Raw genomic sequence first — 15,053 nt, 5'->3', positions numbered from 1 at the left:
CGGTCGATGTGTTTGGCGATCATGGCTTGGGCGGTTTGCTGAAAGAAGGTGCTCATGGAAAATCCCCTAAATGTCTTAGTAGGAATTTAGGGGATTTTAGGGGATTTTGCAAAGGTCTCGGCCTTTTCCTTTTCTACAAATCAAATGCGGCGTTAATCAAACGTTTGGTGTAATCGTTTTGCGGATGGTGGAAAATCTGATCCGCGCTGCCGTACTCAACCATTTCGCCCTGCTTCATCACGATCACATTATCGCTGACAGCGCGTACGACAGACAAATCATGACTGATGAACATATAAGTCAGGCCGTATTTCTTCTGCAAATCGCGCAAAAGTTCGACCACTTTGGATTGTACGGAGCGGTCAAGTGCAGAGGTTGGCTCGTCCAAAAGGATAAATTTAGGGCGCAGGATAACGGCGCGTGCAATGGCGATACGCTGACGCTGGCCGCCGGAGAACTCATGCGGATAACGGTTGAGCGCGTCAAGCGGCAGGGACACTTCCTTCATGACTTCCAAAACGCGCTGGATACGTTCTTTTTTGGTCATTTCAGGATGATGAACCGTCAAACCTTCGCCAATAATTTCGCCAACGGTCAAACGCGGAGAAAGCGAACCGAACGGATCTTGGAACACAATTTGCCGTTGCGATTTCAGACGGCGTGCTTCTTCGGCGGTATAGTTTTTCAGGTCTTTGCCTTCAAAGGAGATATGGCCGGTATAAGGCAGCATCTGCATGACGGCTTTGCCCAGCGTGGATTTGCCGGAACCGGACTCGCCGACGACGCCCAATGTTTCGCCTTCTTTAATTTTGAGGCTGATGCCTTTGACGGCGTCAAAAGTTTTGAGCGGCTTGCCGAAAAAGTTTTGCTTCAATACGAAAGAAACATTGACATTATCGGCATCGATTAACACTCCGGCGCTGGTTTCTTCCGGCTCTTTCATGCCCTTGGGAATGGCATTGATGAGTTCGGTGGTATATTCGTGTTTCGGATGGGCAAATACTTCTTTGATTTTGCCGCGCTCGACAATTTCGCCGTTACGCATGACGCAGACGGTTTTGGAATAGTGTTCCGCCAAACCCAAATCGTGGGTAATGAAGATAATCGCCATGCCCATTTGCTGTTGCAAATCGTGGAGCAAATCAAGAATCTCGGCTTGAATGGTCACATCCAAAGCCGTGGTCGGCTCATCGGCAATCAGCAGGTCAGGTTCATTGATGAGTGCCATGGCAATCATAATGCGTTGCAGCTGACCGCCGGAAAACTCGTGCGGATATTGCTTCATGCGGCGCTCGGCTTCTTTGATGCCCACACGTTCCAGCAATGCCAATGCCTTCTGTCCTGCTTCTTTTTTGCCAAGCTTTTTATTGTGCACACGCGCCGCTTCAATCAGCTGCGCACCGATACGCATAAACGGATTGAGCGAGGTCATCGGCTCTTGGAAAATCACGCTGATGCGGTTGCCGCGCAAATCACGCAAGGTTTTCTCATCGGCATCCAAAATGGAAATACCGTCAAAAGTAATGCGCGAATCTTTGCTGTATCGGGCAAATTTCTCAGGCAGCAGGCGCATAACGGACATGGAGGTTACGGACTTGCCCGAGCCGGATTCGCCGACCAAAGCCAATGTTTCGCCCTCTGCCACTTTAAAGCTGACATTACGCACGGCGTGCACGTTTTTTTCATGCAATTCAAAATTGATGTCCAGATTTTCTACAACCAGTAACTGTTTTGTCATTTTGATTATCCTTTTGGTTGCGGTTTAGCGGTCTTTCGGGTCGAGCGCATCGCGCAGGCCGTCGCCGATAAAGTTAAAACAGAACAAAGTGGTTACCAAGAAGAAACTCGGCACGAGCAGCTGCCATGGTGCGGCTTCCATCGAAATCGCGCCTTCTTGCAACATCGAACCCCAACTGGTCATCGGCTCTTGCACGCCCAAGCCCAAGAAGCTCAAGAAGGATTCAAACATAATCATGCCCGGCACCAGCAAAGAGGCATACACCATCACCACGCCCAAAACATTCGGAATAATGTGGCGCGTTACGATTTTACGTTTTGCCACGCCGCTCACACGCGCCGCTTCGACAAACTCTTTATGCTTCAAGCTCAAGGTTTGGCCGCGCACGATACGCGCCACGTCCAGCCAAGACACCAAACCTACGGCGGCAAAAATCAAAAGCAGATTGCGGCCGAAGAACGTAGTCAGCAGAATCACGAAAAACATAAACGGAAACGCGTTCAAAATTTCCAAAAAGCGCATCATCAGCGAATCGAGCTTACCGCCGATAAAGCCGGCAATCGCGCCATAAAGCGTACCGATGACAACGGCCACCAATGCGCCGGCCACACCGACCAGCAAGGAAATACGTCCGCCGGTTGCCGCACGCGACAACAAATCGCGGCCGAGCAAGTCCGTACCCAGATAGTGATGGGTAGAAAAGGACGGCGGAATCTGCATATTGTCCCAGTCGGTGAAGTCGTAGGTGTAGCGGACAATCCATGGCGCCACAATCACAAAAATGCTGATCAGCAACAGGATGATAATGCTGTACACCGCCGCTTTGTTTTGTTTAAAACGCCGCCATGCGTCACTCCACAGGCTTTTGCCGTGTACTTGGGCGTATTCTGCTGCCTCTGCGAGGGCCTGAGTCTGCTTCTTTTTAAATAACATAATGTTCTCTCTCGCTTTTTATTCTTTCTTCAGGCCGTCTGAACATTTCAGACGGCCTTTGCGCAAATGGGATTAATAACGGATTTTCGGGTCAATAATGGCATACAGAATATCGAGGATGGCGTTGAACAAAATGGTCATGATGCCGACCAAAATCGTCAAACCCAAAATCATGCCGTAGTCACGGTTGAGCGCGCCGTTGACAAATAATTGTCCGACGCCGGGAATACCGAACACGTTTTCAATCACAATGGAGCCGGTGATGATGCCGACGAATGCCGGGCCTAAGAAAGAAACAATCGGCAGCATGGCGGGACGCAGCGCATGGCGCAGGATGATGCGGCTCATGGGCAGGCCTTTGGCGCGTGCTGTGCGGATAAAGGGACTGTTCAATACTTCAATCATCGCGCCGCGCGTAATCCGCGCGATACTGGACACATAACCGATGGACAAAGTAACGACGGGCAGAATCAAGTTCATCAGTGCGCCATCATTCCAGCCGCCTGCAGGCAGCCATTGCAGTCTGACGGCAAACACCAGCACCAATACCGGCGCCATCACAAAACTGGGAACGACAATACCGGTCATCGCGCCGCTCATCAGCGAATAATCCAGCCAACTGTTTTGTTTTAAGGCGGCGATGATGCCGATAAACATACCGAAGATGGCGGCAATCAAAAAGGCGTAGAAGCCAAGTTCTGCCGACACCGGCAGGGATTGGGCAAGCAACTCATTAACGCTGAAATCTTTATATTTGAACGACGGCCCCAAATCTCCCTGTGCCAACTGCTTGAGGTAGTGGAAATATTGGAGGTACATCGGATCATTGAGGTGGTATTTGGCTTCGATGTTGGCCATGACCGCAGGCGGCAAATTGCGTTCACCTGTGAACGGGCTGCCCGGTGCAAGCCGCATCAGGAAAAAAGATACGGTAATCAACACCAGCATGGTCGGGATGGAAGCACATATCCGTTTGATGATGAATTTCAACATAATCAGGCTGTCCTGTCTGAACATACCGGACTCGTGAAAACAAGCTGACCTGAAGCGGAAATCGGATGAATGGCAGCAGGCATCTGTAACGTCGCCGCGCCGGTTTCTCTCTCTATTCCGACCGGGTTATTGTTTTTATTCGGAGTCGGGTAAGGTTTTTTAGTTTTTAGATAGTTGTTATAAGGCCGTCTGAAACTTTGTATCCGCCGTTTCAGACGGCCTTTCACGTTAACGCGCCAAAGGTTCGGTGCGTTCAATCAGCCATGCTTTGGCCGCGCCTTCTGTCAAAGGCTCGAGACGGCGGCGCACTTCGGCGTGATATTGGTTCAGCCATTCGATTTCGCTGCCGGTCATCAGTTTGGTATCGATAAGGCGCGTATCGATTGGGCAGAGGGTAACAGTTTCAAAATACAGGAATTTGCCGAACTCGGTTTCCTCTGGGTTTTCAACCGGACGGTTGATTACCAGACTTTCGATACGGATACCCCATTTGCCCGGACGGTAAAGACCCGGCTCGTTGGAAGTCAGCATGCCTGACTTCATCGCGTGATGGGGTTGCGGCACGGCGGCAACGGCAATGCTTTGCGGACCTTCATGCACATTGAGGAAATAGCCCACGCCATGACCTGTACCGTGACCGTAATCGCATTGCGCCTGCCAGAGCGATTTGCGGCAGATGGCATCAATCATCGGGCCTTTGATGTTTTCAGGGAAAATGGTTTCCGCCAGAGAAATATGCGCTTTCAACACCAAAGTGTAATCGCGCTTCATGGCCGCACTCGGATTGCCAACAGGCACCACGCGCGTAATGTCGGTCGTACCGCCCCAGTATTGGCCGCCGGAATCAATCAGCAGCATACCGTCGCCTTTGATTTTGCTGTTGTTTTCCGGTGTTGCGCTGTAATGAGGCAAGGCAGCATTGGCATTGTAGCCGGCGATGGTGTCGAAACTTGGCGAAATAAAGCCGGGACGTTGGCTGCGGTGTTTGTAGAGCATGCCGTCGATGTCCAGTTCGCTCAATTCGCCGCCGTCTGCCAAGATTTGTTCAAACTCGGCAAAGAAGCCGCACAATGCCGCGCCGTCTTCCGCCATGGTATTGCGGATATGGGCGATATCGGCATCGGATTTGACTGATTTGAAGAATGTGCTTGGGTGGATGGCTTCAATCAAACGAACGTCTTCAGGCAGGTGGCGCAAAGTGCCAACAGCAGTTTTGTTAGGATCAATCAGCAATACGCCGTTAACGCCTGCCAAGTAGTCCGCCGCTTGCGCATAAGGCAACACTTCAAAACCTGCCACTTTCAAGGCTTCGGCAGATTCGGCTTTCAGACGGCCTGCATCGGTAAACAATACGGCTTTGTCTTGGCTGATAAACAAATGGGACAAGAACACGGGGTTGAACGGCACATCATCGCCGCGCAGATTGGTAATCCAAGCGATGTCGTCCAAAGAAGAAACCAAATGCGCCTCTGCGTCCTGCTCTTTCATGGCCGCACGGATACGAGCCAGTTTTTCGGCTGCCGTTTCGGAAACATAGTCGGGATGGTGAACGTAGATTTCCGGAGTCGGCAGTGCAGGACGGTCGTCCCACACTTCGTCCAACAAGGTTTCAGGATATTCGAGGCGGATGTTTTTGGCGGCAAGTGCCTGTTTCAAACCGCGCTCGCCGCTGAGTGCGAACATATCGGCAGGTGCGCCGACCACTGCTCCCTCGGGCAGATTTTGTGCCAACCACTCGGTATAAGGCGCATCAACGCCCATTTTTTGCAGCTCGATGCCGTTTGGCGCAAGCTGTTGGCCGGCCTGTTCCCAATAGCGGCTGTCGGTCCACACGCCTGCTTTATCGGCGGTTACCACCAAAGTACCTGCCGAACCGGTAAAGCCGGAAAAATCGCGGCGTGCCTGCCAATGCTCGGGCAGGTATTCGGAAAGGTGAGGATCGGCGGAAGGAATGACAAACGCGTCCACGCCATGTTTTTTCATGGCTTCGCGTAAAGCGGACAAACGTTGTTGTACAGATTTCATGTGTTATGTCTCCTGTTGTTTCAGACGGCCTCTGTCATCAAGGCCGTCTGAAAACTTGTGCTGTCTATAATCAATCTATTTTTTCGGTGCGAACGACCAGCTCTTGACCGTGTAGTTCCGCAAAGGGTCTTTGTCGGAATAGCCGATAATATCGGGTTTGACCATACGCACTTCAACCTGATGATACAGCGGAATCAGTGCAGCGTCTTCTTGAAGCTGCTTCTCCGCATCGGCATAGAGCTGGCTGCGCGCTTCCTTGCTGACACCATCTTTCAGCGTATTGTTCATAAATGTATCAAACGCCGCGCTTTTGTAGCGGAATGCATTGTTTGAGTTGTTGGATTTCAAGATATTGAGCATGCCCGCCGGATCGTTGAAATCGGAACACCAGCCGCTGAACGAAACCTTGAAATTGCCTTGCGCGCGCGTATCCAAATAAGTTTTCCATTCCTCGTTGGACAAAGTCGGACGGATAAACGGAATGGCGGCTTTCCACACCGACTGCACGGCAGTAATTTGTTTTTTGGACGCTTCGCTGGTGCTGTACAAAATATCGAACTCAAGCGGATGGTCATCGTTGTAGCCTGCTTCGTTCAACAGTTTGCGCGCGGTTTCGATGCGTTTTTCAGGCGTCCACTCTTTCCACTCCGGATAAACAGGAATCACGCCCTGCATTTGCGGCGGCGTCAATTGGAACGCAGGCGTATCGCCGCGGCCGCCCACTTTGACGACGATGTCGCGGCGCGTCAGCATATTGAGTGCCTTACGGACGCGCGGATCGTTAAACGGCGCCGCTTCGTGGTTCGGCTCCAAATACCAGCTACACAAAGAAGTCGTGCGTCTTACTTGGCCCGGAAACTCAATATCCGCCACTTTGACCTGATCGCTGGGAATACCGTAAGTCACATCAATTTCATTGGCGCGATAACGGTTGTACTCGCCGCTGCCTGACAAGAAAACCGCCTTCGGAATGGCCACTTTGTCTTTATCGTAATAATTGGGATTGCGTTCCATATTGATGTGGCTGTTGACTTTCCAATCCGTTAACAGATAAGCGCCACTGGAAACATAATGACCGGGCTGCGTCCACTTGTTGCCGTATTTTTCAACAGTGGCGCGGTGAACCGGAAAAGTGAATTGCTGAATCAGCATATCGGGGAAATAAGGTACGGGCGCAATCAGCGTAAATTGCAGGGTCTTCGCGTCCAAAGCCTTGACGCCCAATGTCTCAGGCTTGGCTTTGCCGTTTAATATATCTTCTGCATTTTCCACTTGGGCATCGACCAAATAGCTACCGAAAGGTGCGCCGGTAGCGGGATCGGCAAGACGGCGGAAGCTGTACACGAAATCTTCGGCAGTAATCGGATCGCCATTACTCCATTTGGCATCACGCAGATGGAAGGTCCAAACACGCTCGCCCTCGCTCTCCCATTTCTCCGCCAAAGCAGGAATGGTTTTGCCTTCGGCATCCGTACCGACCAAACCATCCATCAACTGACGGATAATCGCACCGGCCGCCATATCGCCGCTCATCTGAGGATCCAGCGTGCCCGGCTCAACGCCGTTGCTGACTACCACGCGCTCATAATCGGTACGTTTAAACTCAGGAGCAGGCTTAACATCACGGCTGCACGCCGACAGCGCGAATACGGCAGCCAATGATGCAGCCAACAGCGGATAGGTTTTTCCAGCCATATTTCATTCCTTCTTTTGGGTATTCTTCTTTTTCAGACGGCCTAATTATTCAAGCTACACTAAACTACATTTATTTAAAACTTTTACAGCATAGTTAAATCGTCTATTTCAAACCATGAAAATAGTGTTTTAAACCACATATTCAATCGAAATAATAATAGCCATCTAAGATTGTCGGCAAATTAACACAAAAATACGTAACTGAAAACTATTTTTCAATTTATCCTACGATAAGTTACAAATGTATTGATTTTTTATGTTTTGTCAAATAAGATTATCCGAATTTCCCGTCCCCAATTAAGAAAAAGACATAAAAGGAGAACAAAATGAACAAGTTATCTTGTTTTGTTGCCATTACCCTCATCGGCTCTTCCATGAGCATCGCCCACGCCGAACCTAAAATGAACGGTACCATATACATTATGACCGAGGTCGAACACAACAATAAAACCGGCGTCACCAATACAACCATTTCCGATAAAAGTTCCAGTCTTTATCTCTCCGATGAAGTACGACTCAACAACGACTTATGGCTGAAATGGCAACTTGGCTCCTTTATTTACTTCGATTCCGACCGCTGGGGCGGCTGGGGTACTGCCGACTCATACGTCGCGCTCAACAGTTACAAAAACCTTGGCACCGTCAAAATGGGTTACATCAGTACGCCCATGAACAGCATTTATCTGAACCCGTTCGACACCAACAGCTCGATTTTGGAATTCGGCAAAATTTCCCGCTTCGGTCAACGCCGCGTTTCTATGGCTTATGAGTCGCCTTGGAAAAACGGTTTCCAATTCAAATTCAACGTTTCCCCAGGTTCCAATGCTGCGCGCAACAACAACGACTGGAGTCCGGACAAAAAACGTGACGGTGACTGGGTCTTCGGCTGGGGTGTAGACTACTACCACCCAAGCAACGGCTTCAAAGCCCACTACGCTGCCGAATACGCACCCAACGACTCTCCGACTGAAACCAAAGACTTCCAAGCCCATGCATTCATGGCCGGATACAGCAAAGACAAAATCTCCGTCGATGCCGCGTTCCAATACGCCAAAAACACTTGCGACGGCTTCAGCTGCTGGGGCGTATGGAAAGATGCGGCAGGCAACGTAGCCGGTTCTTACGACAAAGAAATCAACAACACCAAAGAATTTATGGTGTCCGGCTCATACAAAGTGGGCAATTTCAAACCTCAAATCGGCTTTGCCTACGGTAAAAGCTCTGTCGGCGAAGACTACAAACACGTCGCCGTCAGCACCGATTACAGCTTCTCCAAACGGACAACCGCCACACTCGGCGCCGGCTGGTTGAAAGAAAACGTTAATCCGAAATACGAAGAAGATTTGCCGAAAAAATCTTCTTACGCCGTGGGCATGGTATTCAAACACCGCTATTAATGCCTGACAGATTAAAGGCCGTCTGAAACAATTTGTTCAGACGGCCTTTTCTACATCCTATAATTAAACTTGCAGCCCACCTTAAAAATCATTACATTGCCCACACTCAAGTAACAAAAACGTCATCATGAACGCCCACCGCACCCTCATCATCTCCGTTTTTATCGTCGCCAGCTGCGGCCTCGCTTACGAGCTCATCATCGCCGCGCTCGCAAGCTATCTTTTGGGCGACAGTATTTTGCAGTTTTCCTCCGTCATCGGGCTTTATCTGTTTTCAATGGGTATCGGTGCCCACCTGACCCAATACATCAAAGATAAAGACGTGTTACACCGCTTTATCGAAATCGAACTTCTGGTCGGCATCATCGGCGGCATTTCCGCGCTGGCATTATTTGTGGCCTTCGGTTTATCCGCCGCCCCGTTCCGTACCCTGCTCTACGCTTTTGTACTGATTGTCGGCATGGTTGTCGGCATGGAAATTCCTTTGGTCATGCGCGTGTTAAACCAAAAAGGGGCGGAATTTAAAGAACTCGTTTCCAAAGTATTGACCTTCGACTATTTGGGCGCACTTGCCGTCTCGTTATTATTTCCGCTTCTGCTCGCCCCCAAACTCGGTATGGCACGTTCAGCCTTGTTGTTCGGCATTTTCAACGCCGCCGTCGCCTATCTGACCGCCCGTGTATTCAAATCCGAATTACCCCGCTATCACGCCATCCATACGCGTGCGTTTATCGTATTGACCGCGCTCATTACGCTCTTCGCCTACGCCGACCGTATCTCTTTCAAAGCCGAACAAAGCTATTTCGGCGATCCCGTCGTCTATCAAAGCCATTCTCCCTACCAACGGCTCGTCGTGACACGCTGGAAAGACGACACCCGCCTCTATATCAACGGCAACCTGCAATTCTCCTCACGTGACGAAGCCCGTTACCATGAAGCACTCGTCCTGCCTGCCATGCAGATGGTGCCCAATGCCGAACGCGTCCTGATTCTCGGCGGCGGCGACGGATTGGCGGCACGCGAAGTCTTAAAATATCCGCAGGTCAAAAATGTTACTTTGGTCGATCTCGATCCCGACATGACCGCTACTTTTAGAACCTCCGCCACCTTGAGCGTGCTCAACCAAGGTTCACTGTCCCATCCCAAAATGCACGTCGTCAACGATGATGCCGCCAAATGGCTGGAAGGGTCGTCTGAAAAATTCGACATTATCATCATCGACCTACCCGACCCGTCCAATTTCTCGCTGGGTAAACTTTATTCCGTCCCTATGTACCGCCTCGTTGCCCGTCATCTTGAGCCACATGGCAAGATTGTTGTGCAATCGACTTCGCCTTATTTCGCCCCTAATGCCTACTGGTCGGTCGTTGCCACCCTCGAAGCGGCCAAGTTGAATACCGCACCCTATCATGTTTACGTCCCTTCCTTTGGCGAATGGGGATTTGTGTTGGCAGGGTTTGACCAAAACTTCCCCATTCCGCAAAAATTCAACGTCCCCACCCGCTATCTGAATGCCCAGACCGTTGCCGAAATGTTCCGTTTTCCGCCCGATATGGCAAGGCGCAAGGTGGAAGCAAATTATTTGAACAACCAAATTCTCGTCAGTTATTTTGAAAGCGATTGGAACAATGTGATGCGATAAAATATCTAAAGGCCGTCTGAAACATCTGTCTTCTTTTTATCCCCGTTCAGACGGCCTCATTACCCGTTTACCCTTTTTCACACAGCATTTGCTTGAAAAAATAAGGTTTATCTTTATCTAGATAGAAGACAATCGACACTATCCGTTGAATGAAGGAACAAACACTTATGCAGTATTTTGGAATCGGTTTTTTGGTTTTAATCTTTTTGGAAATCATGTCCATCGTCTGGGTTGCCGACTGGATAGGTGGCGGCTGGACGCTGTTTGTGATGGCTGTCAGCTTTATCAGCGGTATCTTTATGCTACGCCACACCGGCATTTCCGGCCTTTTGCTCGCAGGCGCAGCCGTCCGCAGCGGCCAAAACATTTCCCTCTATCAAATGCTGTGGCCGATTCGCTATACCGCCGCCGCGGTTTTCCTGCTCAGCCCAGGCTTTATTTCAACCGCCGTTGCCCTGCTCTTGCTGATTCCGTTTAAAGGCAACGCAACCGTTTCTTCTACGCAATCTTTCCAAAGCCGCCAGACTTACAGCTCCGCCAAAGATGATGAAGACATTATCGAAGGCGAATATACGGTTACGCGCACCAGCAAAGCCGAGAAACCGCAAGACTATATCGAACACAAACCCGATTGACGACCTCCTTCACAAAAGGCCGTCTGAATTAGGAATACCTCAAAAGTGTTTCATATTTCAGACGGCCTTAGTCCTTTCCGAGCTTTGAAAATGTAAATATCGGTTTGTAATTCGGTTATTCCGCATAAATCATTTAAAATAAACAGCTATTTTGATTCTAAAAACGACACGGTATCCAATGAACGTTCAACGTCTTTTCCCTCTCTCCCTCAGCTTGATTACCGCCGCTGTTTTATCGGCGTGCGCCACCCAAAACACACCGACTGCTTCGAAAACCGAAACCGTCGTTCAGCCTAAATCCACTTCTATTCCTTCACGCCGCGCCGACAGCGAATCCAAAGTCCTATCCGATTACAGCCAATACCAAAGCGCCATCGATGCCGCCAAACGCGGAGACGATGCTTGGGTACAACAATTTTTATCCCAAGCCAGCGACAGCGCAATGGCTGAAAACGTCCGCAACGAATGGCTGAAAACCTTGGGCGCGCGCGGCCAATGGGATTTGTTCCGTCAAGAATTCAGCAAATTGAACGCCGCCGGCGTCGCACAAGAAGTGCAATGTTATGCCGATTTGAGCAGCGGCAATTACAGCAAAGCCGCCGAGCTGGTTCGCGTGACCGGCAAACTGCCTGCCGGCTGTACCCGCTTGGTTGAAAGCGCGGCAGCTTCAGGCCGTCTGAACACCAACGACGCATGGCGTCGCGTGCGCGGCTTGTTGAGCAACAGTCAGACCACAGATGCACGCAACCTCGCCGCCGCATTGGGTAGCCCCTTTGAAGGTGGCGCGCAAGGTGCAAACGAATACAGCCTGTTGAGCGTGATCGGCAAAGATGCACGCAAATCCGCTTCTGCCGCCGCTACCCTGTCCGACATGGAATCAGGCCTCAGCCGCGAACAACGCAGCTTCGCATGGGGCGTATTGGGCCACTACCATGCTCAAAGCCAAAACATGCCGACTGCTTTAAGCTACTACGGCCGCGTTTCCGACCGCAAGCAACTGACCGACGAACAATTGGAATGGTACGCACGCGCCGCTTTGCGCCTGCAACGTTGGGACGAATTGGCAAGCGTGATTCAGCATATGCCTGAAAAACTGCAAAAAGATCCGACATGGCAATATTGGCTGGGCCGCAGCTTTGCCGCACAAGGCAAAAGCGGCCAAGCCAAAGAAATGTATGAAAAAGCCGCCGCTTCCGGCCGCAATTTCTACGCCGTAATGGCAGGTGAAGAACTGGGCCGCCGCATCAATACGCGCAACAACGTTTCCGATGCCGATGCCAGAGACGTTCGCCGCATGAACGAAGACGGCGCCATCAAACGCGCATTGGTTCTGTTTAAAAACAGCCAAAGCAACGGCGACTCCAAAATGCGCCGTCAGGCACAGGCGGAATGGCGTTTTGCCACCCGCGACTTCAACGAAGACAACCTGCTGACTGCCGCACAAGTCGCTTTTGACAACCAGTTCTACGACATGGCAATCAACAGCGCAGACCGTACCGACCACAAACTCAACTACAAACTGCGCTATCTCTCTCCGTTTAAAGACCTGACCATCCGCTATGCCGCACAGGCAGGCGTTGACCCGGCATGGGTTTACGGTTTGATTCGCCAAGAGAGCCGCTTTGTCATGGGTGCGCAATCCAGCGTCGGCGCACAAGGCCTGATGCAGGTCATGCCTGCAACCGCCCGAGAAATCGCCGGCAAAATCGGCATGAGCAGCAGCGAGCTTTACACCATGGACGGCAACATCCGCATGGGTACTTGGTACATGGCAGATGCCAAACGCCGCCTGCAAAATAACGAAGTAATGGCCACCGCAGGCTACAATGCCGGCCCCGGCCGCGCCCGCAACTGGCAGGCTTCTTCTCCTTTGGAAGGCGCCATCTACGCCGAGACCATCCCATTCACCGAAACTCGTGATTACGTGAAAAAAGTCATGACCAACGCGACTTATTACGCATCATTGTTCAACGAACCGCAAACTTCGTTGAAACAACGTATGGGTACGGTTCCCGGCCGTTATTAATACCCGATAGGCCGTCTGAAAAGTGAGACAGAATCAAACGTTCAGACGGCCTGCAACCTTGACAGACTATCGGGTTTATAAGATAATCGCCCGATTATTTCTGACCGAAAAGGTCACTTGCACGGCAAAAGCCGACTTGTTAGGAGGTGATGTTTACATCACGGCGCGTATCCCGCCCTGCCTTAGGCAAACCAGCGATACAACAACTACCCCATTATGACAAACCGTCCTCTATTTCTTAAAACGGTTTGATTGAACAAAATTTAAAGGAAATAAAATGCCTGCTATTCGTGTTAAAGAGAATGAACCATTTGAAGTTGCCATGCGTCGTTTCAAACGTGCCGTAGAAAAAACCGGTCTGTTGACCGAACTGCGCGCCCGTGAAGCGTACGAAAAACCAACTACCGAACGCAAACGCAAAAAAGCTGCAGCAGCCAAACGTCTGCAAAAACGTCTGCGCAGCCAACAACTGCCTCCTAAAATGTACTAATTACAGGCCTGCCCTGTGATAAACGACACACCGCAAGGGCAGCTTTGCGGTGTGTTTTGTTTTTCAGACGGCATCTTTTTATTGATATAAAGTGAGAACATTATGAGCCTAAAAACACAATTAACCGAAGACATGAAAACCGCTATGCGTGCCAAAGACCAAGTATCTTTAAGCACCATCCGCCTGATTAATGCCGCCATCAAACAATTTGAAGTAGATGAGCGCACCGAAGCCGATGACGCCAAAGTCATCTCTATCCTGACCAAAATGGTGAAACAGCGCAAAGACAGCGCCAAAATCTATACCGAAGCCTGTCGTCAAGATTTGGCTGACAAAGAAAACGCGGAAATCGAAATCCTCAACCGCTACCTGCCGCAAATGATGTCCGCAGAAGAAATCAAGACTGTTGTTGAAGCAGCCATTTCAGAAACCGGTGCATCAGGCATGGCAGATATGGGCAAAGTCATGGGCGTATTAAAGACCCGTCTGGCCGGAAAAGCTGACATGGGCGAAGTCAACAAGGTTTTGAAAGCCGCATTGACTGCTTAATCATCAATAATCAAAAAGGCCGTCTGAAATATTATTTTCAGACGGCCTTTCTTATTGTGCCAATCAAGCAGCAGTTACTTTGCTCTCATGACGCAACAAAGTAATCAAATCGCTGATACGTTTTTTCATGGAACGGCGATCGACGATTTGGTCGATTGCGCCCTTCTCCAACAAGAATTCTGCACGTTGGAAACCTTCCGGCAAGGTTTCACGTACAGTCTGCTCAATAACGCGTGGACCTGCAAAACCAATCAGAGCATTCGGTTCTGCCAAAACCACATCGCCCAAGAAGGCAAAGCTGGCAGATACGCCGCCCATGGTCGGGTCGGTCAATACGGAAATAAACGGCAGACGTTTTTCAGTCAGCAAATGCAAAGCCGCGCTGGTTTTCGTCATCTGCATCAAAGAGTTCAAACCTTCCTGCATACGCGCACCACCGGAAGCCGCCACGCAAATAAACGAACAATTATCTGCAACAGCACGGCGCACACCCTGCACGAAACGCTCACCCACGACCGAACCCATGGAGCCGCCGATAAAGCGGAATTCAAATGCAGCCACCACGACAGGCAGGCCGTTCATGGTGCCTTTCATAACAACCAAAGCATCGTCCTCGCCGGTTGCTTTACGCGCAGCAGTAAGGCGGTCCGGATATTTTTTGCTGTCTTTAAATTTCAGCGGGTCTGTCGGTTTAATATTGGCTGCAATCTCTTCACGGCCTTCTTCATCCAAAAGCAGGTCCAAACGTTCGCGCGCAGAAAGCGGATTGTGATGATTACATTTCGGGCAGACTTCGCTGTTTTGTTTCAACTCGGTTGAGTAAACCGTTGCCGAACAAGACGGACATTTGTGCCACAGACCTTCAGGGACGCTGGACGAACTGCTTCGGTTTTTAATTTTCGGAGGAAGAATTTTATCTAGCCAGCTCAT

12 protein-coding genes are annotated in these 15,053 nt (G+C 50.4%); 6 read left to right on the top strand and 6 right to left on the bottom strand.

Annotated elements, in window-relative coordinates; translation table 11 throughout:
• Positions 1-133: 133 nt before the first annotated feature.
• From ACTHTJ_RS09910 to ACTHTJ_RS09890, 5 genes are all read right to left on the bottom strand, one after another.
• Positions 134-1,738, bottom strand: a complete 1,605-nt coding sequence (locus ACTHTJ_RS09910) for an ABC transporter ATP-binding protein (protein WP_440360929.1) — start codon at positions 1,736-1,738, stop codon at positions 134-136.
• 24 nt (positions 1,739-1,762) lie between these two features.
• Positions 1,763-2,671 carry an oligopeptide ABC transporter permease OppC gene (gene oppC / locus ACTHTJ_RS09905; protein WP_003683112.1) on the bottom strand — a complete coding sequence of 303 codons (909 nt, stop codon included), beginning with the start codon at positions 2,669-2,671 and terminating at the stop codon, positions 1,763-1,765.
• Positions 2,672-2,743: 72 nt separating this feature from the next.
• The gene (gene oppB / locus ACTHTJ_RS09900; protein ID WP_036472303.1) at positions 2,744-3,664 is read right to left on the bottom strand and encodes an oligopeptide ABC transporter permease OppB; all 921 of its coding nucleotides are present in this window, start codon (positions 3,662-3,664) and stop codon (positions 2,744-2,746) included.
• A gap of 228 nt (positions 3,665-3,892) precedes the next feature.
• Entirely contained in the window at positions 3,893-5,689 is a 1,797-nt protein-coding gene (locus ACTHTJ_RS09895) for an aminopeptidase P family protein (protein ID WP_440360930.1), read from the bottom strand.
• A gap of 75 nt (positions 5,690-5,764) precedes the next feature.
• On the bottom strand, positions 5,765-7,384 hold the full coding sequence (locus tag ACTHTJ_RS09890; protein ID WP_107858060.1) for an ABC transporter substrate-binding protein: 1,620 nt from the start codon (positions 7,382-7,384) through the stop codon (positions 5,765-5,767).
• Positions 7,385-7,710: 326 nt separating this feature from the next.
• Here ACTHTJ_RS09890 and ACTHTJ_RS09885 point away from each other — a divergent pair, with 326 nt between their 5' ends.
• From ACTHTJ_RS09885 to ACTHTJ_RS09860, 6 genes are all read left to right on the top strand, one after another.
• A complete protein-coding gene (locus tag ACTHTJ_RS09885) occupies positions 7,711-8,781 on the top strand; it encodes a porin (protein WP_285070434.1) in 1,071 nt (356 codons plus the stop codon).
• A gap of 124 nt (positions 8,782-8,905) precedes the next feature.
• Entirely contained in the window at positions 8,906-10,423 is a 1,518-nt protein-coding gene (locus tag ACTHTJ_RS09880) for a polyamine aminopropyltransferase (RefSeq protein WP_440360933.1), read from the top strand.
• A gap of 167 nt (positions 10,424-10,590) precedes the next feature.
• Complete coding sequence (locus ACTHTJ_RS09875) at positions 10,591-11,058, top strand: FxsA family protein (RefSeq protein ID WP_070585787.1); 468 nt, start codon at positions 10,591-10,593, stop codon at positions 11,056-11,058.
• Between the two features lie 178 nt (positions 11,059-11,236).
• On the top strand, positions 11,237-13,084 hold the full coding sequence (locus ACTHTJ_RS09870) for a lytic transglycosylase domain-containing protein (protein ID WP_070585788.1): 1,848 nt from the start codon (positions 11,237-11,239) through the stop codon (positions 13,082-13,084).
• Between the two features lie 277 nt (positions 13,085-13,361).
• The gene (gene rpsU, locus ACTHTJ_RS09865; protein ID WP_003680926.1) at positions 13,362-13,574 is read left to right on the top strand and encodes a 30S ribosomal protein S21; all 213 of its coding nucleotides are present in this window, start codon (positions 13,362-13,364) and stop codon (positions 13,572-13,574) included.
• A gap of 102 nt (positions 13,575-13,676) precedes the next feature.
• Complete coding sequence (locus ACTHTJ_RS09860; protein WP_070585789.1) at positions 13,677-14,123, top strand: GatB/YqeY domain-containing protein; 447 nt, start codon at positions 13,677-13,679, stop codon at positions 14,121-14,123.
• A gap of 63 nt (positions 14,124-14,186) precedes the next feature.
• On the opposite strand, the gene accD is transcribed toward ACTHTJ_RS09860, so the two are convergent.
• Positions 14,187-15,053, bottom strand: coding sequence for an acetyl-CoA carboxylase, carboxyltransferase subunit beta (gene accD, locus ACTHTJ_RS09855; protein ID WP_070585790.1), 867 nt, complete (start codon positions 15,051-15,053; stop codon positions 14,187-14,189).

Origin of the sequence: Neisseria sp. P0018.S001, assembly GCF_051957355.1 — a bacterium.
GTDB classification, from domain to species: domain Bacteria; phylum Pseudomonadota; class Gammaproteobacteria; order Burkholderiales; family Neisseriaceae; genus Neisseria; species Neisseria subflava_A.
Note: the sequence above shows the minus strand (reverse complement) of the source record. Positions and strands in the feature narration are given on the sequence as shown.